This window comes from Cryobacterium sp. W22_MBD10_FK3 (genome assembly GCF_052113745.1).
In the GTDB taxonomy this organism is placed as follows: Bacteria; Actinomycetota; Actinomycetes; order Actinomycetales; family Microbacteriaceae; genus Cryobacterium.
On the sequence record NZ_JBGQOH010000029.1, the window covers coordinates 1 to 24,004 of the forward strand.

Annotated in this window: 29 protein-coding genes and 1 pseudogene; 15 read left to right on the forward strand and 15 right to left on the reverse strand. The window is 67.6% G+C overall.

What is annotated here, in order from left to right; all coding sequences use genetic code 11:
- Window positions 1–268 precede the first annotated feature (268 nt).
- Window positions 269–631: pseudogene (locus ACEN2M_RS17585) on the forward strand (DedA family protein); the annotation flags it as partial.
- 182 nt (window positions 632–813) lie between these two features.
- Here the strand turns inward: ACEN2M_RS17585 and ACEN2M_RS17590 are convergent.
- The 3 genes from ACEN2M_RS17590 to upp all read right to left on the reverse strand — a co-directional run bounded on the left by ACEN2M_RS17590 (window position 814) and on the right by upp (window position 3,524).
- Window positions 814–1,215 carry a RidA family protein gene (locus ACEN2M_RS17590; RefSeq protein WP_441649440.1) on the reverse strand — a complete coding sequence of 134 codons (402 nt, stop codon included), beginning with the start codon at window positions 1,213–1,215 and terminating at the stop codon, window positions 814–816.
- 403 nt (window positions 1,216–1,618) lie between these two features.
- Window positions 1,619–2,329, reverse strand: coding sequence for a winged helix-turn-helix domain-containing protein (locus tag ACEN2M_RS17595; protein WP_441649441.1), 711 nt, complete (start codon window positions 2,327–2,329; stop codon window positions 1,619–1,621).
- 562 nt (window positions 2,330–2,891) lie between these two features.
- Entirely contained in the window at window positions 2,892–3,524 is a 633-nt protein-coding gene (upp, locus tag ACEN2M_RS17600; RefSeq protein WP_134642739.1) for a uracil phosphoribosyltransferase, read from the reverse strand.
- A gap of 65 nt (window positions 3,525–3,589) precedes the next feature.
- On the opposite strand from upp, the gene tadA reads away from it, so the two are divergent.
- Complete coding sequence (gene tadA, locus ACEN2M_RS17605; RefSeq protein WP_441649442.1) at window positions 3,590–4,081, forward strand: tRNA adenosine(34) deaminase TadA; 492 nt, start codon at window positions 3,590–3,592, stop codon at window positions 4,079–4,081.
- Here the strand turns inward: tadA and ACEN2M_RS17610 are convergent.
- Both ACEN2M_RS17610 and ACEN2M_RS17615 read right to left on the reverse strand, forming a co-directional pair.
- The gene (locus ACEN2M_RS17610; protein ID WP_441649443.1) at window positions 4,023–4,760 is read right to left on the reverse strand and encodes a glutamine amidotransferase; all 738 of its coding nucleotides are present in this window, start codon (window positions 4,758–4,760) and stop codon (window positions 4,023–4,025) included. The two genes, tadA and ACEN2M_RS17610, sit on opposite strands and share 59 nt — an antisense overlap.
- Complete coding sequence (locus ACEN2M_RS17615) at window positions 4,757–5,719, reverse strand: cation diffusion facilitator family transporter (RefSeq protein WP_441649444.1); 963 nt, start codon at window positions 5,717–5,719, stop codon at window positions 4,757–4,759. The genes ACEN2M_RS17610 and ACEN2M_RS17615 overlap by 4 nt, the downstream gene beginning before the upstream one ends.
- An 82-nt stretch (window positions 5,720–5,801) precedes the next feature.
- Between ACEN2M_RS17615 and proC the strand changes: the two genes are divergently transcribed.
- On the forward strand, window positions 5,802–6,650 hold the full coding sequence (gene proC / locus ACEN2M_RS17620; RefSeq protein WP_441649445.1) for a pyrroline-5-carboxylate reductase: 849 nt from the start codon (window positions 5,802–5,804) through the stop codon (window positions 6,648–6,650).
- A gap of 61 nt (window positions 6,651–6,711) precedes the next feature.
- On the opposite strand, the gene ACEN2M_RS17625 is transcribed toward proC, so the two are convergent.
- On the reverse strand, window positions 6,712–7,383 hold the full coding sequence (locus tag ACEN2M_RS17625) for a potassium channel family protein (RefSeq protein ID WP_110126414.1): 672 nt from the start codon (window positions 7,381–7,383) through the stop codon (window positions 6,712–6,714).
- Window positions 7,376–8,818: a TrkH family potassium uptake protein gene (locus tag ACEN2M_RS17630; RefSeq protein ID WP_441649446.1), complete on the reverse strand. Its 1,443-nt coding sequence runs from the start codon at window positions 8,816–8,818 to the stop codon at window positions 7,376–7,378. The genes ACEN2M_RS17625 and ACEN2M_RS17630 overlap by 8 nt, the downstream gene beginning before the upstream one ends.
- A gap of 76 nt (window positions 8,819–8,894) precedes the next feature.
- Here ACEN2M_RS17630 and ACEN2M_RS17635 point away from each other — a divergent pair, with 76 nt between their 5' ends.
- From ACEN2M_RS17635 to ACEN2M_RS17645, 3 genes are all read left to right on the forward strand, one after another.
- The gene (locus ACEN2M_RS17635) at window positions 8,895–9,353 is read left to right on the forward strand and encodes an ArsR/SmtB family transcription factor (protein ID WP_441649447.1); all 459 of its coding nucleotides are present in this window, start codon (window positions 8,895–8,897) and stop codon (window positions 9,351–9,353) included.
- A gap of 63 nt (window positions 9,354–9,416) precedes the next feature.
- Window positions 9,417–9,650, forward strand: coding sequence for a helix-turn-helix domain-containing protein (locus ACEN2M_RS17640; protein ID WP_441649448.1), 234 nt, complete (start codon window positions 9,417–9,419; stop codon window positions 9,648–9,650).
- Window positions 9,651–9,710: 60 nt separating this feature from the next.
- Window positions 9,711–9,809, forward strand: a complete 99-nt coding sequence (locus tag ACEN2M_RS17645; protein WP_003792170.1) for a 30S ribosomal protein bS22 — start codon at window positions 9,711–9,713, stop codon at window positions 9,807–9,809.
- 43 nt (window positions 9,810–9,852) lie between these two features.
- On the opposite strand, the gene ACEN2M_RS17650 is transcribed toward ACEN2M_RS17645, so the two are convergent.
- Entirely contained in the window at window positions 9,853–10,572 is a 720-nt protein-coding gene (locus ACEN2M_RS17650) for an HAD family hydrolase (RefSeq protein ID WP_441649449.1), read from the reverse strand.
- Between the two features lie 51 nt (window positions 10,573–10,623).
- On the opposite strand from ACEN2M_RS17650, the gene ACEN2M_RS17655 reads away from it, so the two are divergent.
- Window positions 10,624–10,893 (forward strand): glutaredoxin family protein, encoded by a 270-nt coding sequence (locus ACEN2M_RS17655; protein ID WP_441649450.1) that lies wholly within the window; start codon window positions 10,624–10,626, stop codon window positions 10,891–10,893.
- Entirely contained in the window at window positions 10,890–11,189 is a 300-nt protein-coding gene (locus tag ACEN2M_RS17660) for a Dabb family protein (RefSeq protein ID WP_441649451.1), read from the forward strand. The genes ACEN2M_RS17655 and ACEN2M_RS17660 overlap by 4 nt, the downstream gene beginning before the upstream one ends.
- 379 nt (window positions 11,190–11,568) lie before the next feature.
- Here ACEN2M_RS17660 and ACEN2M_RS17665 read toward each other — a convergent pair whose 3' ends face one another.
- Window positions 11,569–12,249 (reverse strand): hypothetical protein, encoded by a 681-nt coding sequence (locus ACEN2M_RS17665; RefSeq protein ID WP_441648653.1) that lies wholly within the window; start codon window positions 12,247–12,249, stop codon window positions 11,569–11,571.
- A 195-nt stretch (window positions 12,250–12,444) separates the two neighbouring features.
- Entirely contained in the window at window positions 12,445–13,758 is a 1,314-nt protein-coding gene (gene aspS / locus ACEN2M_RS17670; RefSeq protein WP_441649479.1) for an aspartate--tRNA(Asn) ligase, read from the reverse strand.
- Window positions 13,759–13,837: 79 nt separating this feature from the next.
- Between aspS and ACEN2M_RS17675 the strand changes: the two genes are divergently transcribed.
- From ACEN2M_RS17675 to ccsB, 5 genes are read left to right on the forward strand one after another with little or no spacing between them, the layout of a single operon-like run.
- Window positions 13,838–14,482: a histidine phosphatase family protein gene (locus tag ACEN2M_RS17675; RefSeq protein ID WP_441649452.1), complete on the forward strand. Its 645-nt coding sequence runs from the start codon at window positions 13,838–13,840 to the stop codon at window positions 14,480–14,482.
- Entirely contained in the window at window positions 14,479–15,081 is a 603-nt protein-coding gene (locus tag ACEN2M_RS17680) for a TlpA family protein disulfide reductase (RefSeq protein ID WP_441649453.1), read from the forward strand. Before ACEN2M_RS17675 ends, ACEN2M_RS17680 begins: the two co-directional genes overlap by 4 nt.
- Window positions 15,082–15,083: 2 nt before the next feature.
- Window positions 15,084–15,845: a cytochrome c biogenesis CcdA family protein gene (locus ACEN2M_RS17685; protein WP_441649454.1), complete on the forward strand. Its 762-nt coding sequence runs from the start codon at window positions 15,084–15,086 to the stop codon at window positions 15,843–15,845.
- Window positions 15,829–17,502 (forward strand): cytochrome c biogenesis protein ResB, encoded by a 1,674-nt coding sequence (resB, locus tag ACEN2M_RS17690; protein WP_441649455.1) that lies wholly within the window; start codon window positions 15,829–15,831, stop codon window positions 17,500–17,502. Before ACEN2M_RS17685 ends, resB begins: the two co-directional genes overlap by 17 nt.
- Before the next feature lie 52 nt (window positions 17,503–17,554).
- Window positions 17,555–18,508: a c-type cytochrome biogenesis protein CcsB gene (gene ccsB / locus ACEN2M_RS17695; protein WP_441649480.1), complete on the forward strand. Its 954-nt coding sequence runs from the start codon at window positions 17,555–17,557 to the stop codon at window positions 18,506–18,508.
- A 35-nt stretch (window positions 18,509–18,543) separates the two neighbouring features.
- On the opposite strand, the gene ACEN2M_RS17700 is transcribed toward ccsB, so the two are convergent.
- Genes ACEN2M_RS17700 through ACEN2M_RS17720 form a run of 5 tightly spaced genes read right to left on the reverse strand, consistent with a single transcriptional unit; the run spans window position 18,544 to window position 21,568 of the window.
- Window positions 18,544–19,524, reverse strand: coding sequence for an o-succinylbenzoate synthase (locus tag ACEN2M_RS17700; RefSeq protein ID WP_441649456.1), 981 nt, complete (start codon window positions 19,522–19,524; stop codon window positions 18,544–18,546).
- A 42-nt stretch (window positions 19,525–19,566) separates the two neighbouring features.
- Window positions 19,567–19,830, reverse strand: coding sequence for a hypothetical protein (locus tag ACEN2M_RS17705; RefSeq protein WP_441649457.1), 264 nt, complete (start codon window positions 19,828–19,830; stop codon window positions 19,567–19,569).
- Window positions 19,827–20,159: a DUF7882 family protein gene (locus ACEN2M_RS17710; RefSeq protein ID WP_441649458.1), complete on the reverse strand. Its 333-nt coding sequence runs from the start codon at window positions 20,157–20,159 to the stop codon at window positions 19,827–19,829. Before ACEN2M_RS17710 ends, ACEN2M_RS17705 begins: the two co-directional genes overlap by 4 nt.
- Window positions 20,160–20,210: 51 nt before the next feature.
- Window positions 20,211–21,257, reverse strand: coding sequence for a sigma-70 family RNA polymerase sigma factor (locus ACEN2M_RS17715; RefSeq protein ID WP_441649459.1), 1,047 nt, complete (start codon window positions 21,255–21,257; stop codon window positions 20,211–20,213).
- On the reverse strand, window positions 21,254–21,568 hold the full coding sequence (locus tag ACEN2M_RS17720) for a hypothetical protein (protein WP_441649460.1): 315 nt from the start codon (window positions 21,566–21,568) through the stop codon (window positions 21,254–21,256). The genes ACEN2M_RS17715 and ACEN2M_RS17720 overlap by 4 nt, the downstream gene beginning before the upstream one ends.
- Window positions 21,569–21,775: 207 nt before the next feature.
- On the opposite strand from ACEN2M_RS17720, the gene ACEN2M_RS17725 reads away from it, so the two are divergent.
- A complete protein-coding gene (locus ACEN2M_RS17725) occupies window positions 21,776–22,687 on the forward strand; it encodes a 1,4-dihydroxy-2-naphthoyl-CoA synthase (protein ID WP_441649461.1) in 912 nt (303 codons plus the stop codon).
- Between the two features lie 8 nt (window positions 22,688–22,695).
- Window positions 22,696–23,841: an AMP-binding protein gene (locus ACEN2M_RS17730; protein ID WP_441649462.1), complete on the forward strand. Its 1,146-nt coding sequence runs from the start codon at window positions 22,696–22,698 to the stop codon at window positions 23,839–23,841.
- Window positions 23,842–24,004: the final 163 nt, after the last annotated feature.

Below are 24,004 nucleotides of genomic sequence, written 5' to 3' on the forward strand. Positions count from 1 at the left end.
CCCCTCCACTAAGCCCGGAGGTTCTCCTCTTTCACAAGCCCAGAAGTGTCACCCAGGTCATGGCCCAGTACAGCTAGTGCCCGCTGGAGGGCGTCCGTAGCGTCGGAGACAACGAAGTCACGCCTCACCGCAATCGCCTGGGGTGGCCTTCCCGACAGATCGGATTCACGTGGAGGCGCTCAACGAGCTCGTGGTTTCCTGGGCGGCATCCCCCGTCGTGCTCGTGGTGATTCTGCTGCTGGTGGCGCTGGACGGGTTCTTTCCGCCGATGCCCAGTGAGCCCGTCGTGGTGGCCGTTGCCGCGATCGGGCTTGCCACCGGCACACCGAATCCGTGGGCGGTCTTCCTGGTGGCGGCGATCGGCTCGTTCACCGGCGACAACCTGGCGTTCTCCCTGGGCCGCCGCATCGACCTCGACCGCTTTCGGTGGACTCGCGGTCCGAGAGCGGCCCGGCTGCTCAACCGCGCGCGCGGCGCCCTGGACCGGCGCGCGGCATCCGTCATTCTCTCGGCCCGGTTCGTGCCGGTCGGCCGGGTCGCGGTGAACGTCATGGCCGGCTCGAGCGGGTTTCCCCGGCGCCGGTTCGTGCCGCTCAGCGCCGTGTCGGGCGTGGCGTGGGCGGGCTACTCGGTTCTGGTCGGCGTCTTCGCGGGCGCGTGGCTGCGGGACCAACCGGTTCTGGGCGCCGTGGTTGCGGTCGTCATCGCGCTCGGCGGCGGCGTGATCATCGATCTGGTCGTCAGGCTGGCGCGTCGACGCCGGTCACCGGTCGGCCCGGTGGCCCGTCCCGTCCCCCGCCCGGCAGGCCCGGATTACGAGGACAGCACCGCGGCGATCGCGCTCACCTCGATGAGCGCGCCGGGCACTCCGAGCCCGGCCACCCGGGCGGCGGTCACCAGCGGCGGCGCCCCCGGACCCGCCAGGCGGGGCGCGATGGCGCCGTAGGCGGCCCCGAGGTCGGCGTCCGCGTCGATCAACACCGTCCACTGCACCACGTCGGTGAGGGATGCGCCGGCCGCCTCGAGCGCGACGGCCACGTTGTCGATGGCTCGGCTGGATTGCTCCGCAATCCGGGGCGAGACGACCGCGCCGGTCTCGTCTACGCCGTTCTGGCCGCCCACGTAGATGGTGGTGGCCCCGGCGGGAACTATCGCGGCATGACTGAATGCCGGGCTCACGACGAGTCCGGCTGGTTGCAAGCGGATGATCTCCACGGTTACTCCTCTGCATCGGGCCCCACGATCAGTGCGTGGGGCGTGGCTCGTGGGTGCCAAACTACGCCCGAAACGACCCGGCCGGCCCGAGTCGTCGGCCCCGCACAGAGGGCGCACATCGGGGTCCAAGCGAACGCAAGGTGAACTCGCAGGAAAATAACGATTGGATAACTGGCGCTCCGTTACCTCTTCGTTATATATTCGTAGTGCGTCAACCGTTTGCTGTGGCGGAAGACGCGAATGTGATTGCAGGACACTCTTGGTGCAAGGGAAGAGGGTCGGTCGTTTGCCTCTACGACCGGCCCTCAATCACGTTAACGGGCGGTAGCCGCATCCGGGCCCTGCGAGCTCGACCACGATCGGGCGCGACCGACGATCGGGCGCGACCCGAGGCGGTTGGCGGCTAGAAGCGGTCGGGGCTGGGCGTGCTCGCCTGGCGGATCGACACGTCGGCGTGGCGGTCGAAGCGGTAGCCCACGCCGCGCACCGTGCGCACGATGTCTTCGTAGCGTCCGAGCTTGGAACGCAGGCGGCGCACGTGCACGTCGATGGTGCGTTCGTTCGGGGCGTCCTCTTCGCTCTCAGCATCCCACAGCTTGGAGATGAGCTCGGCGCGCTCGATGGTGCGGCCTTCGCGCAGCACCAGGTACTGCAGCAGCTCGAACTCCTTGTAGGTGAGCGCGGCGGTCTCGTTGTCGAGGATCACGCGCTTGCGGGAGATGTCGACGACCACGCCGCCGGGTGCCCGGTCGGCGTCCTCGGCCGAGTTGCGGTGCTTGGCGAGAGCGGCCGGGTCCTGCAGGGCCAGGCGCACGACGTCCACGTCGCGTCCACCCACGCCGTCGGGTGCCAGCGCCACGGCGGCGTGCGTCTCCGATGTGGGGGCGATCGCCTGGGTGAGCTTCTTCAGCTCCTCAACGATGCGGTGCAGGCTTGTGCCGGCCGCGGCGGCCTTGGCTTCGTCGATGCCGACGTAGAGCACGAAGCCGCGGGCCTGGCTGCCGTCCGGCACGGCGCGGATGCGCGGGGCGGCCGGAGCCGGTGCCGGCGCCAGGGTGAGCTCGGGACGGTAGGACTGGACTGAACGGGCTGAGTCGATGTGTGCGAGAGACATGGTCGGAATCCTTGGGGGTGATGATGCGCAGAGAACCCGGCGCGTCAGCGCTCCTGGGTTCGAGAAAGGGCGGCCGTAGCGGCCGGTGGTTCGGGCGGTCTCGAAGGAGAGGGCCCTGGAGTCGGTCTGCCGCGGTGGCGGCGTCCTCAGCGGCTGCAGATGAGCGGGTGAGGGGCGATCGACTCGGCGCGAATGCCTGTCTGGTCTAGCGGCACATTCGGCAACACGCCATCACGCTACCGGGCATCATCATGCCGGCAGTCCCCAAAGCCTCGATGGAGGTCGGGATGCGTGTGGTGGAAGTCATGAATGCGAGTAAAGCCGACTATGACGAGGTGTGTCAATTCGGTGACGGCCGCAGTCGGAGCGGCGCCCGCATCACGTTCACGGGGATTGTGCGAAATCGGAGGATCTCGCGTGAAAGGGCTTTTCGTCAAAGAAAAGCACGGCCAAATCAATTATTTCAAAGTTTTGTGAATTTTCCTGCGCCCGGCCTGTTGCGCGTCGCAGGATCTGCGTGCTGCGGGCGCGCCGAATGTGACGACGCCCGCTGCCGCACGGGTCAGACGAGGCCGTAGAGCCTGTCACCGGCATCGCCGAGGCCGGGCACGATGTAGCCGTGCTCGTCGAGGCGTTCGTCGACGGCACCGAGAACGATGGTGACCTCGCGGCCGGCCAGTGCCTTTTCAACGGCGGCGAGGCCCTCGGGAGCGGCCAGGATGCAGATGGCGGTGACGTCGACGGCGCCGCGGTCGAAGAGGAACTCGATGGCGGCGATCAGCGAGCCGCCGGTGGCCAGCATCGGGTCGAGCACAAAACACTGCCGATCAGACAGGTCGTCCGGTAGGCGCTCTGCATACGTCGTGGGCTGCAGGGTCTCTTCATTGCGCGCCATGCCCAGGAAGCCGACCTCGGCGGTGGGGAGCAGCTTGACCATGCCCTCGAGCATGCCGAGGCCCGCGCGGAGGATCGGAACCACGAGGGGCTTCGGGTCGCTGATCTTCACGCCCTTGGCGAGGGCGACCGGCGTCTGCACGGTGACTTCCTCGACGCGAACACCGCGGGTGCCCTCGTACGCCAGCAGGGTCATCAGCTCTTCCACCAGCGCCCGGAACATCGGCGACGAGGTGCTCTGATCACGCAGCACGGTGAGCTTGTGGGTGATGAGCGGATGGTCGGCTACGTGGACTCGCATAGGCTCAATCTACTAGCTCACGCGGGCATCCGGCTCTCGTGGGGCGGCCGGGACCGAGGTGGCGGATGCGATACAGCGACGAATACGCGGCCTGGATGACACTGGCCATCGCCGAAGCCCGGGGTGCCCTGGCCAGCGGCGACGTGCCCGTGGGCGCCGTCGTGCTGGACGCGGCAGGCCAGGTGATCGGCCGCGGCCGGAACGAACGCGAGTTGCACCAGGATCCGACGCTGCACGCCGAGGTCGTGGCGATCCGTGAGGCGGCCCTGGCTACCCAGGACTGGCACCTCACCGGTTGCACCCTGGTGGTGACGCTGGAGCCGTGCGTGATGTGCGCCGGAGCGATCGTGGCGGCCCGCATTCCCCGAGTGGTGTTCGGGGCCTGGGACGAGAAGGCCGGCGCCGCCGGCTCCCTCTACGACGTGCTGCGCGACCGCCGGCTCAATCACAGGGTCGAAGTGGTGTCCGGAGTCGATGAGGCCGAGTGCGGCCGGCTGCTCACGGAGTTCTTCGAGGATCCGCTGCGGCGCCCGGCAGGGCCGACAGCCACTCGCTGAACATCGCGCTCGATGCCCGCTGCATGGCGTCGGAGTGCTGCGCGCGCTCCTGCCGCAGGGCGTCGGGGTCCAGGCCCTCCGCGCGCACCTCGGCATCGGAGGAGGTCAGCCAGGTTTCGTGCATCGCAGCGGTGAGCTCGGGGTGGAACTGCACGGCGAGGGCCCAGTCGTCGATCGCGTAGGCCTCGTTGCCGTAGGCGGCCGACCCGGCGAGCCGCGTGGTGCCCGCGGGCAGGTCGAAGGTGTCGCTGTGCCACTGCATCATCGGGATGCCGTCGACGTGCCGCAGCGGCGAGTCCTGACCGGCCTCGGTGGGCTCCACCAGGCGGTAGCCGATCTCGTTGCTCGGGCCCCGGTAGACGGGGGAGCCGAGGGCGCTGGCCATCAGCTGCGCGCCCAGGCAGACACCGAAGATCGGCCGACGGGCCGCGAGCCGGTCGGCGAGCAGGTCGATCTCGTCGGCGAGCACCGGGAAGAGGTCGGTTTCGTACACGCCCATCTCGCCGCCGAGCACCACGAGCAGATCGGCCTCGGCCGGGTCGATGCCGCGCACGCCGTCGCCGGCGAGGGTGTCGACGTAGCGAATCGTGTAGCCGTGCTCGAGCAGCACCTGTTCCAGGTTGCCCAGGTGGATCTGCTCGGCATGCCGCAGGACGAGTGCGATGCGGCTCTGGCTCACTCGCGACCCTTGATGAAAATCGTGTCGGTGGGCGGGTTGACGCTGGCCGGGTCGATGTAGACGTCCGGCTCCAGGTAGACCACCCGGGCGCTCGGCACGGCTTCGCGGATGCGGGCCTCGATGACGTCGATGCCGGCGGCGACGTCGGAGAACCGCTGGCTCGAATCGAAGGACAGCTTGGCGGCGACCAGTAGTTCGTCGGGGCCGAGGTAGAGGGTCTTGAGGTGGATGAGGTTCTTGGTCTCGGGTCCGGCGAGGATCGCGGCCTTGATGGCGTCGACATCCTTGACGTTGGCGCCCTCGCCCACCAGCAGGCTCTTGGTTTCGATGCCCAGCACGATCGCGACCAGCACGAGGAGCACGCCGATCGCGAGGGTGCCGATGGCGTCCCAGGTGGCGTCGCCGGTGAGCACGGTGAGGCCCACGCCGCCCAGGGCCAGCACCAGGCCGGTCAGCGCCGCGACGTCTTCGAGCAGCACGACGGGAAGCTCGGGGGCCTTGGAGTGGCGGATGAACTGCACCCAGCTCTCGTCCTTGCGGGTGTGGTTGGACTCCTTGACGGCGGTGCGCAGCGAGAAGGATTCCAGGCCGATGGCGACGAGGAGCACCAGGATCGGCAGCCAGGCGTTTTCGAGTTCGTGCGGGTGCTGCAGCTTCTCGATGCCCTCGTAGATCGAGAACACGCCTCCGACCGAGAACAGGATGATCGACACCACGAAGGCATAGACGTAGCGTTCGCGTCCGTAGCCGAACGGATGCTCGGTGTCGGCCGCCTTCTTCGACTTGCGACCACCGATCAACAGCAGGATCTGGTTGCCCGAGTCGGCCAGCGAGTGCACGCCCTCGGCGAGCATCGAGGAGGACCCCGACACGAACCAGGCGATGAACTTGGTGATCGCGATACCGAGATTGGCCAGCAGTGCCGCCACAATCGCCTTGTTTCCGCCTGATGCGCTCATGCGACCAATCCTAGAACTGTCTGCTCGGCCGGCAGGCCAGGGCGGGCAGGTGCCCGGAGCGCTCGAAAACTACACTGGCAGGATGACTTCGACCGCACCCGTCACCCTGCCCGCCATCGCCTTCCTGGGCGCCGGATCGATGGCCAGAGCCGTCCTGGCCGGCCTGCTCAAGCCCACCGTCACCGTGGACGGCGGCATCCGCACCACCAACCGGACGGCGGCCAAGGCCGCCGAACTCGCCGGCACCGCCGGGGTGAGCGCGTGGGCGACCGAGACCGAGCCGAACGCCAACCGCCTCGCGGTAGCCGGAGCCGGCATCGTGATCGTGGCCGTGAAGCCCGCGATGGTGCCCGACCTGCTCGCCGAGATCGCCGGCAGCCTCGAACCCGGCACCCTCGTCGTGAGCGTGGCCGCCGGGGTCACGATCGCCACGTTCGAAAAGCACCTGCCGACCGGGGTGTCCGTGATCCGGTCGATGCCGAACACCCCCGCCGTGGTGGGCATGGCCGTCACCGGGCTCAGCGCCGGCACCCGGTCGACGCCGGCGCAGATGCAGCTGGCGACCGCGCTGTTCGAAACCGTGGGCGAGGTGCTCGTGGTGCCCGAAGACAAGATCGACGCCCTGAGCACCATCTCCGGCTCGGGGCCCGCCTACGTCTTCTACCTCATCGAACAGCTCACCCTCACGGCCATCGACAAGGGTTTCACGCCCGAGCAGGCGGCCACCATGGTCAACGGCACGTTCCTGGGCGCGAGCGCCCTGCTGGCGATGTCCGACCTCACCCCCACCGAGCTGCGCCGCCAGGTGACCAGCCCCAAGGGCACCACCGAACGCGCCGTGCAGCAGCTCGAAACCGGTGACGTCAAGGGTCTGTTCGACAAGGCGACGGATGCCGCGCTCGCGCGGGCCAGGGAGCTCGCCGCCTCCTGACCGGCCCCGCCACCATCGCTGGTCGAGCTTGTCGAGACCTGGTGACGCGCTCGTCGTGCGGTTAGGAGCCGAGGGCCGCGAACCGCTCGATGTCGCCCTCGGTGCCGGCCACGATGATCAGGTCGTGATCGGAGACGACGGTCTCCGCAGTGGCGTAGGAGAACGGCCGACCGGGACTCTTCACGCCCACCACGGTTACGTGGTGCTTGGTGCGCACCCCGGATTCGGTGAGGTTCAGCCCGCGGATCGGCTTGGGCGGGTACATCTTCACCAGCGCGAAGTCATCGTCGAACTCGATGAAGTCGAGCATCCGCCCCGACACGAGGTGGGCGACGCGTTCACCCGAGTCGGCCTCGGGGTAGATCACGTGGTTGGCGCCGATGCGTTCGAGGATCTTGCCGTGCGTCTGCGAAATGGCCTTGGCCCAGATCTGCGGAATCTTGAGGTCCACGAGGTTGGCGACGATCAGCACGCTGGCCTCGACCGAGGAGCCGACGGCGCAGACGGCCACGGAGAAGTCCTGGGCGCCGATCTGGCGCAGCGCGTCGATGGACTTGGCGTCGGCCTGCACGGCGTGCGTGATGCGCTCCGACCACTTCTGCACGAGAGCCTCGCTGCTGTCCACCGCGAGGACCTCTCGGCCCAGACGGTCGAGCTTGCCGGCTGTCGCGGCGCCGAAGCGGCCCAAGCCGATGATGAGCACGGGGGCGTCGTGCTTGATCCGGTCAACCAACGATGGGCCTTTCCTCGGGGCGTTTGAACAACTGTCTACTCTGGCTCGCTGCCAGCGCCGCCGCGAGAGTCACTGTACCAACCCGGCCCATGAACATCGTCGCAGCCAGCACATAGACACCCTCAGGGGGCAGCTCCGCCGTCAACCCCGTCGACAGACCCACGGTGGCGAACGCCGAGATCACATCGAAGAGCACCACGTCCAGGGCCTGCTTGGAGATGTGCAGGATCAGGATGCTCGACACCGCCACGGTCGTGGCGCCCCAGAGCACCACGCTGACCGCCAGGCGCAGGATGTCGCTGGGGATGCGGCGGCCGAAGGCCTCCATCTGTTCCTTGCCCTGGGCCTCGGCGAAGGCGGCCAGGAACAGCACCGCGAGGGTGGTCACCTTGATACCGCCGGCGGTGGAGGCCGAACCGCCACCGATGAACATCAGCATGTCGCTGAGCAGCAGGCTGGAGCCGTGCAGATCGGCGATGTCGATGGTGGCGAAGCCGCCCGATCGGGTCATCACCGACATGAAGAGGGATTGGAAGATCGTGTCGCCGGCGTTCAGCGACCCGAAGGTCAACGGATTGTCGAATTCCAGGATGATGTAGAAGATCATGCCGATGACCATCAGCGCCGTCGTGGTCCACAGGGTGAGCTTCACGTGCACCGACCAGCGGCGGGGCGTGCGCCAGTGTCTGGCGAAGGTCATCAGCACCGGGAAGCCCAGGCTGCCCAGGAACACGCCGACCATGAGCGCGCCGAGGAACCAGTAGTCGTTGGCGAACTGCCCGATGCCGCCGGCATTCGGGCTGAACCCCGTGTTGGTGAAGGCCATGGCGGCGTAGTAGATGCTCTGCCAGAGCGCCTCGCCGAATGGGACACCGTCGATCAGCATCCGTGGGAACAGGAGCATGGCGACGGCGGCCTCGATGGCCAGGGTGCTGATCGCCACGGTGAGCAGCAGGCTGCCGACCTCGCCGAGACGCACGGCCTGGCCCTCGTTGACCGGGCCCATGTGGATGCGTGACGGGTTCGAGTCGCTGGCCGCCATGAGCTTGGCGCGCAGGCCCAGCCGGCGGGAGATGACCAGGCCCATGAGCGAGGCCAGGGTGAGCACGCCCATACCGCCGATGTTCACGCCGATGACGACCAGGGCGTTGCCGAACGCCGACCAGTGCGTGGCCATGTCCACGGTGCTCAGGCCGGTGACGCAGATCACCGACACCGCGGTGAAGACGGCGTCATGCAACGGGGTTTCGGTGTCGCCGGCCGTGGCGATCGGCAGGGAGAACAACAGGGTGAAGAGCAGGATCAGGGCGGTGAATACAAAGAGCGCGAACCGGGACGGCGATTTGCGCACGATGCCGTCGACGGAGTCGCGGATGCGTCCGTACCAGGTGTTGGAATGGTGCGTGAACCGTACGTTGGGGGCCTGCGTTTTCACTCGAATCGCCTCGCCTGGCCTATGGTCGCTGACAACTTGTCATGGTACGCGCACCGGGAATGACTAGCCTTGGGGCATGGCAGACATCTTTGGCGTGGTGGCGGACTCGACCCGACGCGATATCTTACGCATTCTCCTCGAGCGCTACAACCAGTCAAGCGTCGCCCAGGGGGAGCTGAGCGTTTCCGACATCGTCAGCTCGCTCGGGCTCAGCCAGCCGACGGTATCCAAGCACCTCAAGGTGTTGCGCGAGGCCGGGCTGGTCGGCGTGCGCGAAGAGGGGCAGCACCGGTACTACCACCTCGACTACGCCCCGCTCGAGCAGATCGAGGATTGGTTGATCCCGTTCCTCAGCATTGATGTGGACACCTCTCTCGTTGGTGTGGTGGATGACACCGAGGTTCTCAAGGATGAGCAGCGCGCGTTCGCGGCAGCCATCGGCAAGGCCTTCGCCGATACCTCCTTCCAGATGCAGCACGTGGTCAAGGACTCCGGGGTGAAGAAGAGCGTCAAGAAGTGGCGCAGAAACGACTAGCGGGCGCTGGGGCTTCGCCCTAGAGTTGCGGCACACGCACCAGCCGACACCAGGGAGCCGCCCATGTCACGCGAGCTTCCAGACCCGCGACTGGATGACCTGCGCTTCCTGACGGTTGCCGAGGTTGCCGCGGTCATGCGGGTGTCGAGGATGACCGTGTACCGCCTGGTGCACGCCGGCGAGTTGCCCGCCATCCGCTTCGGACGCTCGTTCCGGGTGCCCGAATCGGCCGTTCTGAGGGCGATCGAACCCACTCGCGGAGGAAGTGAGTCGGACGGGACTTTCTTTATCCGTTAGAATGGGGTTTTCGTGTCGGTCGCGAATCCCGCGGCTTAACCAAATCTTTGTGAGGTCCGTGTGGGTTCTGTAATCAAGAAGCGACGCAAGCGTATGGCGAAGAAGAAGCACCGCAAGCTGCTTCGTAAGACTCGCCACCAGCGTCGTAATAAGAAGTAGACGGTTCCGACCGTTCATCTGAGCTGAGCGCTAGGTCTGTGACCTAGCGCTTTTTGCTTGCGCGCGCTGCCTTGAGTTGGGCGACCTTCATCGTCATGATCGGCCAGCCGCGTGCGAGCGCGTAACGGCGCAGGGTGCTGTCCGGATTCACGGCGACAGGGTTGCCGACGAGTTCGAGCAACGGAATGTCGTTGTGCGAATCGGAGTACGCCCAGCAGTCGGCCAGGTCGATTGCGCGCGCCTCGGCGACCTCTCGGGCGACGACCGCCTTGCGGCCGGCGTGGCAGATGCCGTCGACGAGCGCGCCGGTGAAGATGCCGTCAACCGTGGCGAGCCTGGTGCCGAGCGCGCCCGTGAAGTCCAGACGCTCCGCAATCACGTCGGCGACCTCCTGGGCCGTGGCGGTGACCAGCCAGACCTCGCGTCCGGCCCTGAGGTGAGCCTGCGCCACGGCGACGGTCTCGGGCCAGAGGCGTTGGATGAGCCGGCTGTCGAAGATCTCGTGGCTGAGGGTGACGAGTTCGTCGCGGGTGTGCCCGGTGATGATGTCCATGGCGCGCAGCCGAAGCCGGGAGATGTTGACGCCGCTCTCGCCGATGTAGAGGAACCGGGTCTGGTTCCAGCCGAACGAGAGGATGTCGGCGAGCGAGATGAAACGCATCCGCCACGCCCCGACGCCCACGTGGTACAGGCTCGCGCCGCGCAGCAGCGTGTTGTCCACGTCGAAGAACGCGATGGCGCGGGGACCGGATTCGTCGGGCATTGCGCCTGAGTCTACTCAGGGTCGCTGCGCGCAGCGGCCTAGGCTGGGGGCATGTCCACCGTGAACCTGACCCTGATCGGCAAGCCGGGGTGCCACCTCTGCGATGACGCCAGGACCGTGGTCAGCACGGTGCTCGCGGAGGTCGCCGCCGAGCCTGGCGCGCCGGAGGTGATGCTCGAGGAGAAGTCGATTCTCGACGACCCTGAGCTGCACGAACTCTATGTCGAGGAGATCCCGGTGCTGCTCATCAACGGTCTGGTGCACAACTACTGGCGCATCGACCCGGCGCGCCTGCACAAAGCACTCCTGGAGGTCCGATGACCATTCTGCACATCGTGTCGTGGAAGCTGGCAGCGACCGACCCGGCCGACAAGGCCGAGCACGCCGCCCAGATCGTTGCACGGCTCGGCGGACTCGTCGGCGTGATCGACGAGATCCAGACCCTGCGGATCGGCCCCGACGTGGTGGGCGGCACCAACTGGGACATCGCCCTCGTCGCCGAATACGCCGATGAAGCCGCCCTGGCCCGCTACCAGGTGCATCCCGCCCATGTGGAGGCCGGCGTCTACGTGAAGTCGGTCACCGCCGAGCGGATGGCCGTAGACCTCGCCATCTGACCCAACCACCTGAGGTGACCGCTACCCCGCTCTCGCGAGAGGCTGTCATCCGCGAAAGCGGTGATGTGGTTGCTTCCCGGACCTGAGGTCACCGTTTCCCCGCTTTCGCGGGAGGTGCCATCCGCGAGAGCGGTGATGTGGTTGCTTCGTGGCGCTGAGGTGACCGTTTGCCCGCTTTCGCGTGGTGGAGCCGGGGCTGGTTCCCGCTGCAATGACCGTTGCCCCGCTTTCGCGAGAGCGGTGGTGTGGTTGCTTGGTGGGGCTGAGGTGACCGTTTGGCCGCTTTCGCGACCGGTGTTGGGTGCGGAGTGGTGACGCGCGAAAAACGGCCGAGCGTGTGCTCGGCCGTTTTTCGTGGGTGGTGCGGGTGCTGCGGGTGTTACTTGGTGTTGACGGTGATGGTGGCGATGCCGACGAGGAGCTGGTCGGCGACGGCGTCGGTGTTGAAGGTGGTGTTCAGGAGGGCGGCGGCGTCGGCGGAGATGTGCACGGTGGTGCCGGTGAGGATGGCGTTGTCGCCGTCCATCTTGAGGGGTTCGAGGGTTCCGCCGTAGAGGTCGAAGAGCTTGACCTGGGTGGCGGCGGATTCGCCGTTGGCGGTGACGTCGCCGAAGAGTTCGCTGGTGCCGGGGTCGATGGTGAAGTTGGTCAGTTCGACGACGGTGTCGCCGGCGGTGAGGGAGAAGCCGGATCCTTCGTGTTCGATGTTGCCCTGGACGTAGGGACGGTAGTCCTCGGCGGGGTCGTAGTAGTCCACGTTGCCGCCGGTGATCGGGAAGTGCAGGCTGCCTTCTTCGAGGGTGGCGGTGCCGACGGTGCCGGGGGTCAGGCCGAGGCTGGTGAGGGCGGCGGCGAAGTCGGCGTCCAGGAGCACGGCGGTGTCGACGCCGGTGAGGCTGGGGATCGAGGCGACGGGGGTGGGGGTGGCCTCGGCGGAGGAGCTGGAGGAGCTGGACGACGACGTCGAGGTCTCGGCGGCGGGCGTGGAGCAGGCGGCGAGGCCGGCGACGAGCAGGCCGGCGGTGGTCAGTCCGAGTGCGGTCTTGGTGAAGGTGCGCATGATGTGATCCTTTGCTGTGGAATGTGGGGGCTTGCTTGGTATGCAGGTGGTTCGGCCCCATCCAGAAAAAGGTTTGGTCGATCTCAAAACTCGTCCGCTGGCCGCTGGCCGCGTCCACGAGTTCGGCTTGCGGGTTAACGAGGAATCGCGCCCGTCCATTGGACGGGCGCGACTTCGGCAACGGGTGAGCGGAGGTTACGGCTCCAGGCGGGTCGGGCCGCGGAACAGGTAGGTGACCTCGCGGATGGATGCCTGGTGCAGCATCAGCATCAGCACGCGGGCCAGGCCCATGCCGAAACCACCGTGCGACGGAACGCCGTAGCGGAAGAAGTCGAGGTAGCCCTCGACCTCGGCCGGGTCCAGGCCCTTCTCAACGGCCTGCTCGATCAGCACGTCGATGCGATGCTCGCGCTGCGCTCCGGTGGAGATCTCGGTGCCGTTGAAGATCAGGTCATAGCTCTTGGTCAGGCTCGCGTCGCCCTCGTGGCGCATGTGATAGAACGGGCGGATGCTCGACGCGTAGTCGGTGAGGAAGACGAATTCGTGCCCGTAGGTCTCGGCGACGTACGCCGCGATCTGACGCTCGCCTTCCGGATCCATGTCGTCGTCGTCGCGGGGAACCTCGTAGCCGCGGCTCTTCACGATCTCCTTGGCCTCGGCCAGCGGGATGCGTGGGAACGGCGTGCTCGGCACGGTGACCTCGACGCCGAACAGCGCGAGCACCTCTTCGCCGTGCTTGGCCTTGACAGCGGTGAACGCGGCCACGAGCAGGTCCTCGTGCAGCTGCATGACGTCTTCGTGGCTGTCGATCCAGCTGATCTCCGAGTCGACGCTGGTGAACTCGGTGGCGTGCCGGCTGGTGAACGACGGGTCGGCCCGGAACGCCGGCCCCACCTCGAAGATCTTGCCGAAGCCGGACGACTGCGCCATCTGCTTGAAGAACTGCGGGCTCTGCGCCAGGTAGGCCTTGGTGTCGAAGTACTCCACCTCGAACAGCTCGGCGCGGGACTCGCTCGCGCTGGCCATCAGCTTCGGGGTGTGCAGCTCGATGAAGTCGTGCTCGATCCAGTACGTGCGCAGAGCGTGCTCGAAGGTGGTCTGCAGACGGAAGATGAGGTTCGACTTGGGCTGACGCAGGTCGAGGAAGCGCCAGTCCATGCGCTTGTCCAGGCTCGAGTCCGCCGCGATCGGCGTCTCCGGGATGGCCAGGGTGACGACCTCGAGGGACGCCAGCTTGATCTCGATGCCACCGAGCTTCACCCGCTCATCGTGCTTGAGCTGCCCGGTCACGGTGACGAAGCTGCCCTGAGAGAGGGTGGAAATGGTGCTGGCGGGCTCGTCGTCGACGACGACGCCCTCGGCATCCGTCGTGCGTGGATTGACCAGCTGCACGGCACCGGATTCGTCGCGCAGAACGACGAATTGCACCTTCTTCTGGTCTCGGACGGTCTCGACCCATCCAGACACGGAGACGAAGCCGTCGTCGAGGGCAGCCAGGTTCTTGATCAGTACGCGCGCATTCACCCCCTGAGTTTAGCCGCACAGCTCTCGGCGAATTCGCGGGTGACCTCTCCGTAGACTGGGGAGCGTGGTAGCTAGCCAGGTACATCTCGTGCGTCACGGTGAGGTTTTCAACCCCCAGCGCGTGCTTTACGGCAGACTTCCCGGCTTCAAGCTGTCCGATTTGGGGCAGCGGATGGCCGAGGCGGCTGCCGCAGACCTCGTCGACCGTGGGCGCCCCGTCGTGCGCGTCATCGCCTCGCCGCTGCAGCGTACCCAGGAGTCCGCCGCCCCGATCGCGGCGGCCTTCGGCCTGCCGATCCACCTCGACGAGCGCATCATCGAACCCGCGAACAGGTTCGAGGGCAAGCGCATGCGCGGCCAGGGCGGCGCCCTGCGCGACCCGCGCAACTGGCCCAGCCTGGTGAACCCGGCCCGGCCCAGCTGGGGCGAACCGTTCAGTTCCATCTCCAGCCGGATGCTGGACGCCATCGATGACGCGTTCAAATCTGTCGACGACGGCGACGTCGTTCTCGTCAGCCACCAGTTGCCGATTTGGATGGTGCACCGAGCCCTGGCCGGGGAACGCCTGGCCCATGACCCGCGTAAGCGCCGCTGCGACCTGTCCAGCATCACCACCCTGAGGCTGCATCACAACGTGCCCGCCGAGCTCGGCTACGTGAGTCCCGCCGCCGCGCTCCTGGTGCCGGCCAACGACGTGGGTGCAGTGTGAGGCGCAGAAGACTTCCGCTGGCCGTGGCCGGCCTCGTCACCGTCGCCCTCGCCCTCAGCGGCTGCACCAGCGACGACTCCCTCGCCGAGCAGTACCGCGCCGGCAGCGGCAAGGGCTACATCGCCGGTGACGGCAGCGTCACCGAGATCCCCGTGGACGACCGCGGCGATGTGATCGAGTTCGACGGCACCCTCGAAGACGGCTCCACCGTCAGCTCCGCCGACTACGCCGGCGAGGTGCTCGTGGTCAACTTCTGGTACGCCAGCTGCGCCCCGTGCCGAGCCGAAGCCCCCGACCTCAAGGACCTCAGCGAGCAGTTCGCCGACCAGGGTGCCAGCTTCCTCGGCGTGAACGTGCGAGACAAAGCGGCCAGCGCCATCGCCTTCAACGAGAGCTACGCCATCACCTACCCGTCGGTGATGGATGTCGACGACGGCGGAATGCAGCTGGCTTTCAGCGGCAGCATCCCGCCGAACGCCGTGCCGACGACGCTGGTGCTGGACTCGTCCGGCCGGGTCGCCGCGCGCATCCTCGGCCAGGTGAACTCGCCGTCGATTCTGGAAACCCTGATCGAAGACACGATTGCCGAGGACGGCTAGGCGTGGGCAATCCCTTCGGCGAGATCGTCTTCAGCGGGCAACTGTTCCTGGCGATCCCGATCGCGGTGCTGGCCGGGCTGGTCTCGTTCGCCTCCCCGTGCATCCTGCCGCTCGTGCCCGGCTACCTCGCCTACATCGGCGGCTTCGCCGACGGCAGCAGCGGCTCCACACGCTCCGCCCGGCGCGGCCGCAACCGGCTGCTGGTCGGCGTCGCCCTGTTCATCCTCGGCTTCACCCTGGTCTTCGTGCTCACCGGAGTGGTTTTCGGCTTCGCCGGCTTCTGGCTCAACCAGTACCGCGACCTGATCACCCGCATCGCCGGCGTCATCGTGATTCTGCTCGGCCTGGTCTTCGTCGGCCAATTCGGTGCCATGCAGCGCACCATCAAGACCTCCTGGCGGCCACGGATGGGCCTGGCCGGCGCGCCCCTGTTGGGCGCGGTGTTCGCGGTCGGCTGGACCCCGTGCACGGGACCTACGCTCACCGCCATCAACTCGCTCAGCCTCAGCACCGGCTCGCCCTGGCAGGGCGGCCTTCTCGCCCTGTTCTACGCGCTCGGCCTGGGCATCCCCTTCCTGCTCATCGCTTTGGGCCTGAACTGGGCCACCGGGGCCGTAGCCTTTCTCAAGCGCCACATCCGAGCGATCAACCTGTTCGGCGGCGTGCTCCTGATCGTTATCGGGGTGCTCATGGTGAGCGGCGTGTGGAATGCCTGGCTCCTGAACCTGCAAGGGGTGATTGGCAGCTATGTCCCGGCCATCTGACCACATCGACTCCGCGCCGGCCCCGGCCCGCGACGGCATCAACCAACCCAAACTCGGCTTCGTCGGCACCCTGCGCTGGTTCTGGCGCCAGCTCACCAGCATGCGCACCGCGCTGTTCCTGCTGCTGCTGCTCGCTATCGCGGCGGTGCCGGGGTCTCTGGTGCCCCAGCGCAGCTCCGACCCGAACGGTGTCACCCAGTACTTCGCCGACAACCCCGACCTCGCGCCGATCCTCGACAAGATCCAGGCGTTCGACGTGTACTCGTCGGCCTGGTTCTCCTCCATCTACCTGCTGCTGTTCGTCTCGCTGATCGGCTGCGTCATCCCGCGCACCAAGCACCACCTGCAGGCCCTGCGCGCCAAGCCGCCCAAGACCCCCGCGCGGCTTGCTCGGCTAGCCGGCTTCACCACCCGCACGGCCCCGGCCGGCACGGATGCGGCCACCGCCGTCGCATCCGCCCGCACCCTGCTCAAGCAGGGCCGGTACCGCGTGGCCCTGTTCGACGGCCCGAAGGAGTTCTCCGCCTCTGCCGAGCGCGGCTACCTGCGCGAGACCGGCAACCTGGTCTTCCACTCCGCCCTGGTGGGCTTGCTCCTGGTCGTTGGCTTCGGCAGCGGCTTCGGCTTCAGCGGCCAACGGGTGCTCGTGGAGGGCCAGACCTTCGTGAACACCCTGCTGGCCTACGACTCGTTCAACCCCGGCCGGTTCTTCAATGACACCGGCCTCGACCCGTACACGCTCACCCTCGACGACCTCGAGGTGAGCTACGAAACGCAGAACCTGGAGGCGTTCGGCCAGCCCGTGGACTTCACCGCCGGCGTCACGGTCACCCCGCGCGGCGGCGCGGCGCAGCCTGGCGCGGTTCGGGTCAACGACCCCCTGCGCACCGGCGGCACCAGCATCTACCTGCTCGGCAACGGCTACGCGCCCACCATCACGGTGAAGGATCCGAGCGGAACCGTGGTGTTCACCGACTCCGTGCCGTTCCTGCCGCAGGACGCCAACCTCACCTCGCTGGGCATCGTGAAGGTTCCGGACGGCCTGGCCGAGCAGGTGGGGCTCGTCGGCTTCTTCTACCCGACCCAGGACGAAACCAGCACCGGGTCCTACTACTCCAGCTTCCCCGACCTCGAGTACCCGGTGCTCACTCTCAACGTGTACGCCGGTGATCTCGGCCTCAACGACGGTGTGCCCACCTCGGTGTACGCCCTCGACACCGACACCATGGAGCCGTTGGCCACCCGCACCAGCGAGATCAAACCCCTCGAGCTGAAGCCCGGCGAGACCCAGGAACTGCCCAACGGGCTGGGTTCGGTCACCTTCGAGAATGCGTCGCCGAACGCCGCCGCGGGCGACTATTCGACCTCGGTGCCCCGGTTCGCCTCGTTCGACATCCACCACGACCCCACCCAGGGCTGGGTGCTGCTGTTCGCGGTGCTGGTGCTCGGCGGTCTGCTCACCTCCCTCTTCGTGCCGCGCCGCCGGCTCTGGGTGAAGGCCATCGACCAGGCGGATGGCACGGTGCGGCTCGAATACGCCGGGCTCGCCCGCGGTGAGGATCCCGGCCTGGAATCGGCCGTGACCGCCCTCGCCGACCGGCATATCGCCCTGCTGGAACGTTCCGCCCCGGTCGTTAAACCCATCGATCCCGCTTAGGCTGTAAAACGTGAATCTGAACGAGCTCTCGATCCTCAGCCTGTACTCGGCCATGGCCGTCTATGCGCTGGCGTTCATCGCCTTCGCGATCGACCTGGCCAAGCGCAGCGCCGCCGTTGACTCGGCCGATGTGCCCGCCGTCGCGGCCGACGAGGTCTCGGTGGCCGGTGCGGTCGCGGGCGGTAACACCACCACGCTCACCCGGCTGAGCGTCCGGATGGCCAATGACGCCGCCACCCCGTACGGCCGCTCGGCGAGCCTCCGCGTGGGCGTCTCCCTCCTCGTTCTGGCCTGGGGCCTGCACCTCGTGGCAGCGGTGCTGCGTGGCATCGCCGCCGAGCGGGTGCCGTGGGCCAACATGTACGAGTTCGCGATGACCGGCACCCTGCTGATCGTCACCGTGTTCCTCATCGTGCTCACCCGCACCGACCTGCGGTTTCTCGGCACCTTCGTCAGCGGGCTGATCCTGATTCTGCTCGGCATCGCCGCCCTGCAGTTCTATGTGGAGGTCGCCCCGCTGCCGCCCGCACTGCAGTCGGTGTGGCTGGTCATCCACGTGTTTGTGGCGTCGCTGGGCACCGGCTTCTTCGCGCTCGGCTTCGCGCTCTCGTTCGTGCAGCTGTTGCAGTCCCGCCGCGAGGAACGCGCGGGCACCGAGAAGCCGGGCCGGCTCAAGTTCCTCAAGACGCTGCCGTCGGCGTTCACCCTGGAGAACCTGGCCTACCGGGTCAACATCATCGGCTTCATCCTGTGGACCTTCACCCTCATGGCCGGCTCGATCTGGGCCGAGCGCGCCTGGGGTCGCTACTGGGGCTGGGACACCAAAGAGGTCTGGACCTTCATCATCTGGGTGATCTACGCCGGGTACATCCACGCGCGGGCCACCCGCGGCTGGCGCGGATCGCGGTCGGCCTGGCTGGCGATCATCGGCTTCGCTGCGGTGATGTTCAACTTCGGCATCGTCAACGTGTTCTTCAAGGGCCTGCACGCCTACTCTGGCCTCTAACCGGTCCCAGGGTCGCGCCCCGGGTCGCGCCGGCGTCAGCCGGCGAGCAGGGCGTAGGTGCGCGTGATGCGGGCCAGCCACCAGTCGCGCCGCTCAGGGCTCGCGGCGTAGGTGTCGAGCAGGTCGGCATCCGGAACCACCCGGCGCACGGGGATGCTGCCGTCGACAGGCAGCAGCGGGTCGTGGGTCACGTCGGCGGCCAGCAGTGACGCCGTCGCCAGGCCGCAGTCGTAGTCGAGTTCGGGCAGCGCCCCCGCGAGGAACGCTCCCATCGAGATGCCCACGGAGGTGTCCAGGGCGCTGGAGACGATGAGCGGCAGGCCGGTCTCCGCCTGAATGGCGAGCACAGCGCGGATGCCGCCGAGCGGCTGCACCTTCACCACCAGGAGGTCGGCGGCGCCGGACCGGGACACGAGCAGGGGGTCGGTCTCCTTGCGCACGCTTTCGTCGGCGGCGATCGGCAGGTCGAGGTAGTCGGTGCGGCGGCGGATCTCGGCGAGCTCGTCGATCGACGCGCACGGCTGCTCGACGTACTCGAGGTCGAACTCGGCCAGGGCGTGAATGGCGTGTTCGGCCTCATCGAGGTTCCAGAGCCCGTTCGCATCCACCCGGATGCGTCCCTCCGGGCCGAGCACCCGGCGCACGGCGCGCACTCGCTCGACGTCCTCGGCCAGGGTCTGACCGGCGTCGGCGACCTTCACCTTGGCGGTGCGGCAGCCGGGGAACCTCGCGAGCAGGGCCGGCACGTCGGCGGCGTCGATGGCCGGCACCGTGGCATTGACCGGCACCCGGTCACGCCGCAGCTCCGGGGTCGCCTCCCAACCGAACTCCAGGGCGGCGCGCAGCCACGCGACGGCCTCGTCGTCGGCGTACTCCACAAAGGGTGAGAACTCGGTCCAGCCGGCGGGGCCCTCGATCAGCACGGCCTCACGGCTGGTGAGGCCGCGAAAACCGGTGACGAGAGGAAGGTCGACCACGCGGGCGGTGGCGATCACATCGTTGAGTGAAGGAAGCATGGCTCTAGTGTGCCAGCATCCGCGGCCCCGGCCCTGACCGGCTCATTCGGTGGAATCGGCGACGAAGAGCTGCTCGTCGGTGAGGGCGATGTCGGGGCCGTTGGGCTGCACGTCTACGATCGCGATCGCGGTGCCGGGCGAGATCAGAAGAAAGGCGTCCTGATAGCGCCCGGCCCCACTGTTGACCCTCAGCCAGGTGGGTGCGCCAGAGGTCACCGCGTCGGTGATCTCGGTTCGCAGCGACTCGATGGTGCGATCGCCGAGAGTGTACGGTTTGCCGCCGTAGACGATGTCGATGCGGGTCACGAGTCGTCCTTCGCGGGCGAGGTGGTTCCGAGCCGGTGCGGCTCGGGCACGATCTGCAGCCCGCCAGACGAGTTCGCGGTCAGCATCAGCGCCTCGATCCAGTCCCGGTTGAGAGTGGGAGAGCGCCCGCCGAAGTACTTGTACGCCAGCGGGATGCTCGGGTGCATCCAGATCGTGCTGCGGCCATCCCCGCCCTGCGGGTCGTCACGCCAGGTGAAATAGAAGCACTCGCCCCGGCGTAGCTTGGCACCGATCACTACCTGGATGTGCGCGAGCACCCGATCATCGAAATCCGCCGTGAGGCTCGAATCGTACGTCAGCTTGCCCATTGCACCACTCCGTTGATAGGGGTAGGTGTTACGCTACGCCGGTTTTCACTTCTAGTCCCTGAGATATCGCTCAAGTCGTGGCACCTTAAGGAGGGCCAAGGCCCGCTTTTCAATCTGCCGTACCCGCTCCCGGGTCACGCCCTGGATGACCGCGATCTGGTCGAGGGTGCGCGGTTCCTCACCGGTGAGGCCGAACCGGGCCGTGAGAATTGAGCGTTCCCGGTCGGGCAGGGCGTCGAGGTAGAAGGTGATGTCGGCCGCCCTCAACGTGATCGTGGCGCATTCGTCGGGCTGGGGCAGGTCGTCGTCGATGATCAGTTCGGCGATGTCCCCGATGCCGTCACCGACCGGGGCGTGCAGGGAAATGGGCTCGTTGTCGTACTGCAGCAACCGGGACACGTCCCGCACCGCGATCTGCGACAGTTCGGCGATCTCCTTGAGCGTCGGCTCCCTGTCGAGGGTGCTCGTGAGGTCGCGGCGGATGCGCTTGATCTTGTTGAGCTTCTCGGCGGTGTGCACCGGGATGCGGATCATGCGCGACTTGTCGGCCATGCCACGGTGGATGGCCTGACGGATCCACCAGGTCGCATAGGTGGAGAACTTGAAACCGGTCATGAAGTCGTACTTCTCCACCGCCCGGACCAGGCCGATGTTGCCGTCCTGCACGAGGTCCATGATCGGTACGCCGCGACCTGAATAGTGCTTGGCGATGCTCACCACGAGGCGCAGATTGGCCTCGATGAAGTGGTTCTTCGCCCGCCGGCCCTCGAACACCAGGGTCATCAGTTCGCGTTTGAACTCAGGGTTCACCGGGTCTCCCTCGGCGTCGGCCCGGTTGATCTTCTCCTCGGCGAACAGACCGACCTCGATCTTGCGGGCCAGATCCACCTCGTCCTCGGCCGAGAGCAGCGGGCCCTTGCCGATGCGGCGCAGGTAGTCGCCGAACGCATCCGTGGACGCGCGGCTGTAGCGGGAGGTGGCCGCGGCGCTGGCAGCGGCAGACGGCGAATACGACGAGGGCGCGGACTCGTCTGAGGACGGCGCCTGGGCAGGGGCCCGGGTGGCGCGGGTGGTGGGGGACTGGACGATGGTTGTCATGCGAGGACCCCCCGGGAGAGAAGACTTGCGGTTGCACGGTCAAAAGAGGTGAAGTAGGCCCGTTCCCGGGGGCGACCAAGGTTGGTCACCTCGTATGCGCTGCCGACGATCTGGATGAAGCCCAGGAGGGCGGTCGGATCGTCATGCTCGATGGAATGATCGGCGACGCGCCATTCCGTGGGGGAGAGTTCGGTGATCTCGACATCCGCGAGGTCGAGGGGCAGAGCGGGAGCAGTGTGGGTTTCGGCGCTGGTGACGGGTGCGTGTTCGGGTAACGCGGTGTCGGGTGCCGAGGGGCTGTTGAGTAGCATGACCACCTCCAGGTCTTTCGGGTGACATAAGTACACAGCCCGGCCTCAGACCCGTTCAAGGGGTTGACGTGGACGCCGCCGAAGAGGTACACCTGAATAGCCCTCATGTCTGGTGTGAGCGGTCTCAGCCAGTGGCACCCGCCGCGGACCCCGGGTTCCGCCTGCCGGCAGGAGCCGCCAGGCGGAGCCGCCGCGTAGGCTGATGGCATGCCCGAACTGGTTTCAGAGATCTTCGACCCCACCCAGTGGCGTTCGGTGGATGGCTTCGGCTCGCTCGCCGACATCACCTATCACCACGACCTCACCGGCCGCATCGCCCGGGTGGCCTTCAACCGCCCCGAGGTGCGCAACGCCTTCAGGCCGCAGACCGTGGACGAGCTTTACGCCGCCCTCGAAGACGCCCGCACCAATCCGCAGATCGGCGTGGTTCTGCTCACTGGCAACGGCCCGAGCCCGCGCGACGGCGGTTGGGCGTTCTGCTCGGGCGGCGACCAGCGCATCCGCGGCAGGGACGGCTACAAATACGGCGACGGCGAGACCGCCAGCGGCATCGACAAGGCCAGGGGCGGTCGCCTGCACATCCTCGAGGTGCAGCGGCTGATCCGCTTCATGCCCAAGGTCGTCATCGCCGTCATCCCGGGCTGGGCGGCCGGCGGCGGCCACTCGCTGCACGTGGTCTGCGACCTCAGCATCGCCAGCGCCGAGCACGGCAAGTTCAAGCAGACGGATGCCGACGTCGGCTCCTTCGACGGCGGCTACGGCAGCGCCTACTTCGCCAGGCAGGTGGGCCAGAAGGCGGCCAGAGAGGTCTTCTTCCTCGCCCGCGAGTACTCCGCCCAGCGCGCCCTGGAGATGGGGGCGATCAACGCCGTCGTTCCGCACGCCGAGCTGGAGAACGAGGCCCTGGACTGGGCGCGCACCATTCTGACCAAGTCGCCCACGGCCATCCGCATGCTCAAATTCGCCTTCAACGCCGTCGACGACGGCATGGTCGGCCAGCAGGTCTTCGCCGGCGAAGCCACCCGTCTGGCCTACGGTACCGATGAGGCCGTTGAGGGTCGCGATTCGTTCCTGGAAAAGCGCGAACCCGACTGGTCGCCGTACCCCTGGCAGTTCTAGGAGTCACGGTGAGGCCCCTTCGCGTCGTGCCCGTCGGGGATCCGTTGCACGTGCTGACTGAGTTACGCCTGGCGCTCTCGGCGTCTGGCGACGCCCTGCTGCCGGTTCCGGCGACCGAAGTCGCCGAAAGTTCCCGCCCCGATCGGCTTGGGCCGGTGCCGCGCCGGGTGGCCGTGGTGATCGAGACGTCGGGCTCCACGGCCGCGCCCAAGCGGGTGATGCTCAGCACCGATGCGCTGCTCGCCTCCGCCGCCGCGTCGAGCGTCGCGCTCGGCGGCGACGGCCAATGGTTGCTCGCCCTGCCCGCGCACTACATCGCCGGGGTGCAGGTGCTGGTGCGGTCGATCGCCGCGGGCACCGAGCCCGTGCTGCTGCCGCCTGGGCATTTCGACCCCGCCGTGTTCGCCGAGTACGCGGGCCGGCTCGTCGAACCGTTGCGGTTCACCTCGCTGGTTCCGGTGCAGCTGGCCCGCCTGCTGGATGCCGCGGCCGACAACCCGGCGATCCTGGCCGTGCTCACCCGGTTCACCGGCATCCTCGTGGGTGGCCAGGCTGTTTCGCCGGCGCTGATCGAGCGGGCCGTGCTGCTCGGTGTGCGGGTATTGCGCACCTATGGCTCCTCCGAGACCGCCGGTGGCTGCGTGTACGACGGCGTCCCGATCGGCAACACCGTAGTGCGCGCCGTCGACGGACAACTCGAGATCAGCGGCTCGGTGCTGGCCGACGGTTACCTCGGCGACGAGGAGCGCACCCGCGACAGGTTCGTGGACGACCGTGGGCTGCGCTGGTACCGCACCGGCGACCTGGGGGCGGTCGCCGCCGACGGCACCGTGAGCGTCACCGGCCGGGCCGACAACGTGATCATCTCCGGCGGCGAGAAGGTGTCGCTCGACGCTGTCGAGGCCCTGGTGCGCGCCCTGCCCGGCCTGAGCGAGGCAGTTGTGGTGCGCTCCGGCGACCCCGTCTGGGGTCAGGTGCCCGTGGTCGTGCTGGCCGCGGCCGAGCCGCCCGACCTCGACCAGGTGCGCGCCGCGGTAGCCCTGCGGCTCGGCCCGGCCGCGCGCCCGGCCTGCCTGGTGCTGGTCGAGGCCCTCCCGCTTCTGGCCTCCGGAAAACCGGACCGGCAGGCGCTGGAAGCGCTCGCCGGCCGCTGAGTCGGCTGGTCCGGTCGGCCGGGGCACCGGATGCCGGGCAGCTCGGCGGTCACCCGGATGCGGCCAGTAGCATGAGGTCGTGGCACATGGAGCGCGGCCGAACGAGCCGAAACAACAGAAATCCCGTCAGACCGGCCAGAACGGTGCCGCGAACACGGCGCAC

Excerpts from the sequence above, each read along its gene's own strand:
- ACEN2M_RS17700 (WP_441649456.1), bottom strand. The coding sequence starts at position 19,524 with ATGCTTCCTTCACTCAACGATGTGATCGCCACCGCCCGCGTGGTCGAC.
- tadA (WP_441649442.1), top strand. The coding sequence starts at position 3,590 with ATGCGATACAGCGACGAATACGCGGCCTGGATGACACTGGCCATCGCC.
- resB (WP_441649455.1), top strand. The coding sequence starts at position 15,829 with ATGTCCCGGCCATCTGACCACATCGACTCCGCGCCGGCCCCGGCCCGC.
- ACEN2M_RS17715 (WP_441649459.1), bottom strand. The coding sequence starts at position 21,257 with ATGACAACCATCGTCCAGTCCCCCACCACCCGCGCCACCCGGGCCCCT.
- ACEN2M_RS17615 (WP_441649444.1), bottom strand. The coding sequence starts at position 5,719 with ATGAGCGCATCAGGCGGAAACAAGGCGATTGTGGCGGCACTGCTGGCC.
- ACEN2M_RS17725 (WP_441649461.1), top strand. The coding sequence starts at position 21,776 with ATGCCCGAACTGGTTTCAGAGATCTTCGACCCCACCCAGTGGCGTTCG.
- ccsB (WP_441649480.1), top strand. The coding sequence starts at position 17,555 with ATGGCCGTCTATGCGCTGGCGTTCATCGCCTTCGCGATCGACCTGGCC.
- ACEN2M_RS17595 (WP_441649441.1), bottom strand. The coding sequence starts at position 2,329 with ATGTCTCTCGCACACATCGACTCAGCCCGTTCAGTCCAGTCCTACCGT.
- ACEN2M_RS17655 (WP_441649450.1), top strand. The coding sequence starts at position 10,624 with ATGTCCACCGTGAACCTGACCCTGATCGGCAAGCCGGGGTGCCACCTC.
- ACEN2M_RS17710 (WP_441649458.1), bottom strand. The coding sequence starts at position 20,159 with ATGGGCAAGCTGACGTACGATTCGAGCCTCACGGCGGATTTCGATGAT.
- ACEN2M_RS17635 (WP_441649447.1), top strand. The coding sequence starts at position 8,895 with ATGGCAGACATCTTTGGCGTGGTGGCGGACTCGACCCGACGCGATATC.
- ACEN2M_RS17665 (WP_441648653.1), bottom strand. The coding sequence starts at position 12,249 with ATGCGCACCTTCACCAAGACCGCACTCGGACTGACCACCGCCGGCCTG.
- proC (WP_441649445.1), top strand. The coding sequence starts at position 5,802 with ATGACTTCGACCGCACCCGTCACCCTGCCCGCCATCGCCTTCCTGGGC.
- ACEN2M_RS17720 (WP_441649460.1), bottom strand. The coding sequence starts at position 21,568 with ATGCTACTCAACAGCCCCTCGGCACCCGACACCGCGTTACCCGAACAC.
- upp (WP_134642739.1), bottom strand. The coding sequence starts at position 3,524 with ATGCGAGTCCACGTAGCCGACCATCCGCTCATCACCCACAAGCTCACC.
- ACEN2M_RS17650 (WP_441649449.1), bottom strand. The coding sequence starts at position 10,572 with ATGCCCGACGAATCCGGTCCCCGCGCCATCGCGTTCTTCGACGTGGAC.
- ACEN2M_RS17660 (WP_441649451.1), top strand. The coding sequence starts at position 10,890 with ATGACCATTCTGCACATCGTGTCGTGGAAGCTGGCAGCGACCGACCCG.
- ACEN2M_RS17640 (WP_441649448.1), top strand. The coding sequence starts at position 9,417 with ATGTCACGCGAGCTTCCAGACCCGCGACTGGATGACCTGCGCTTCCTG.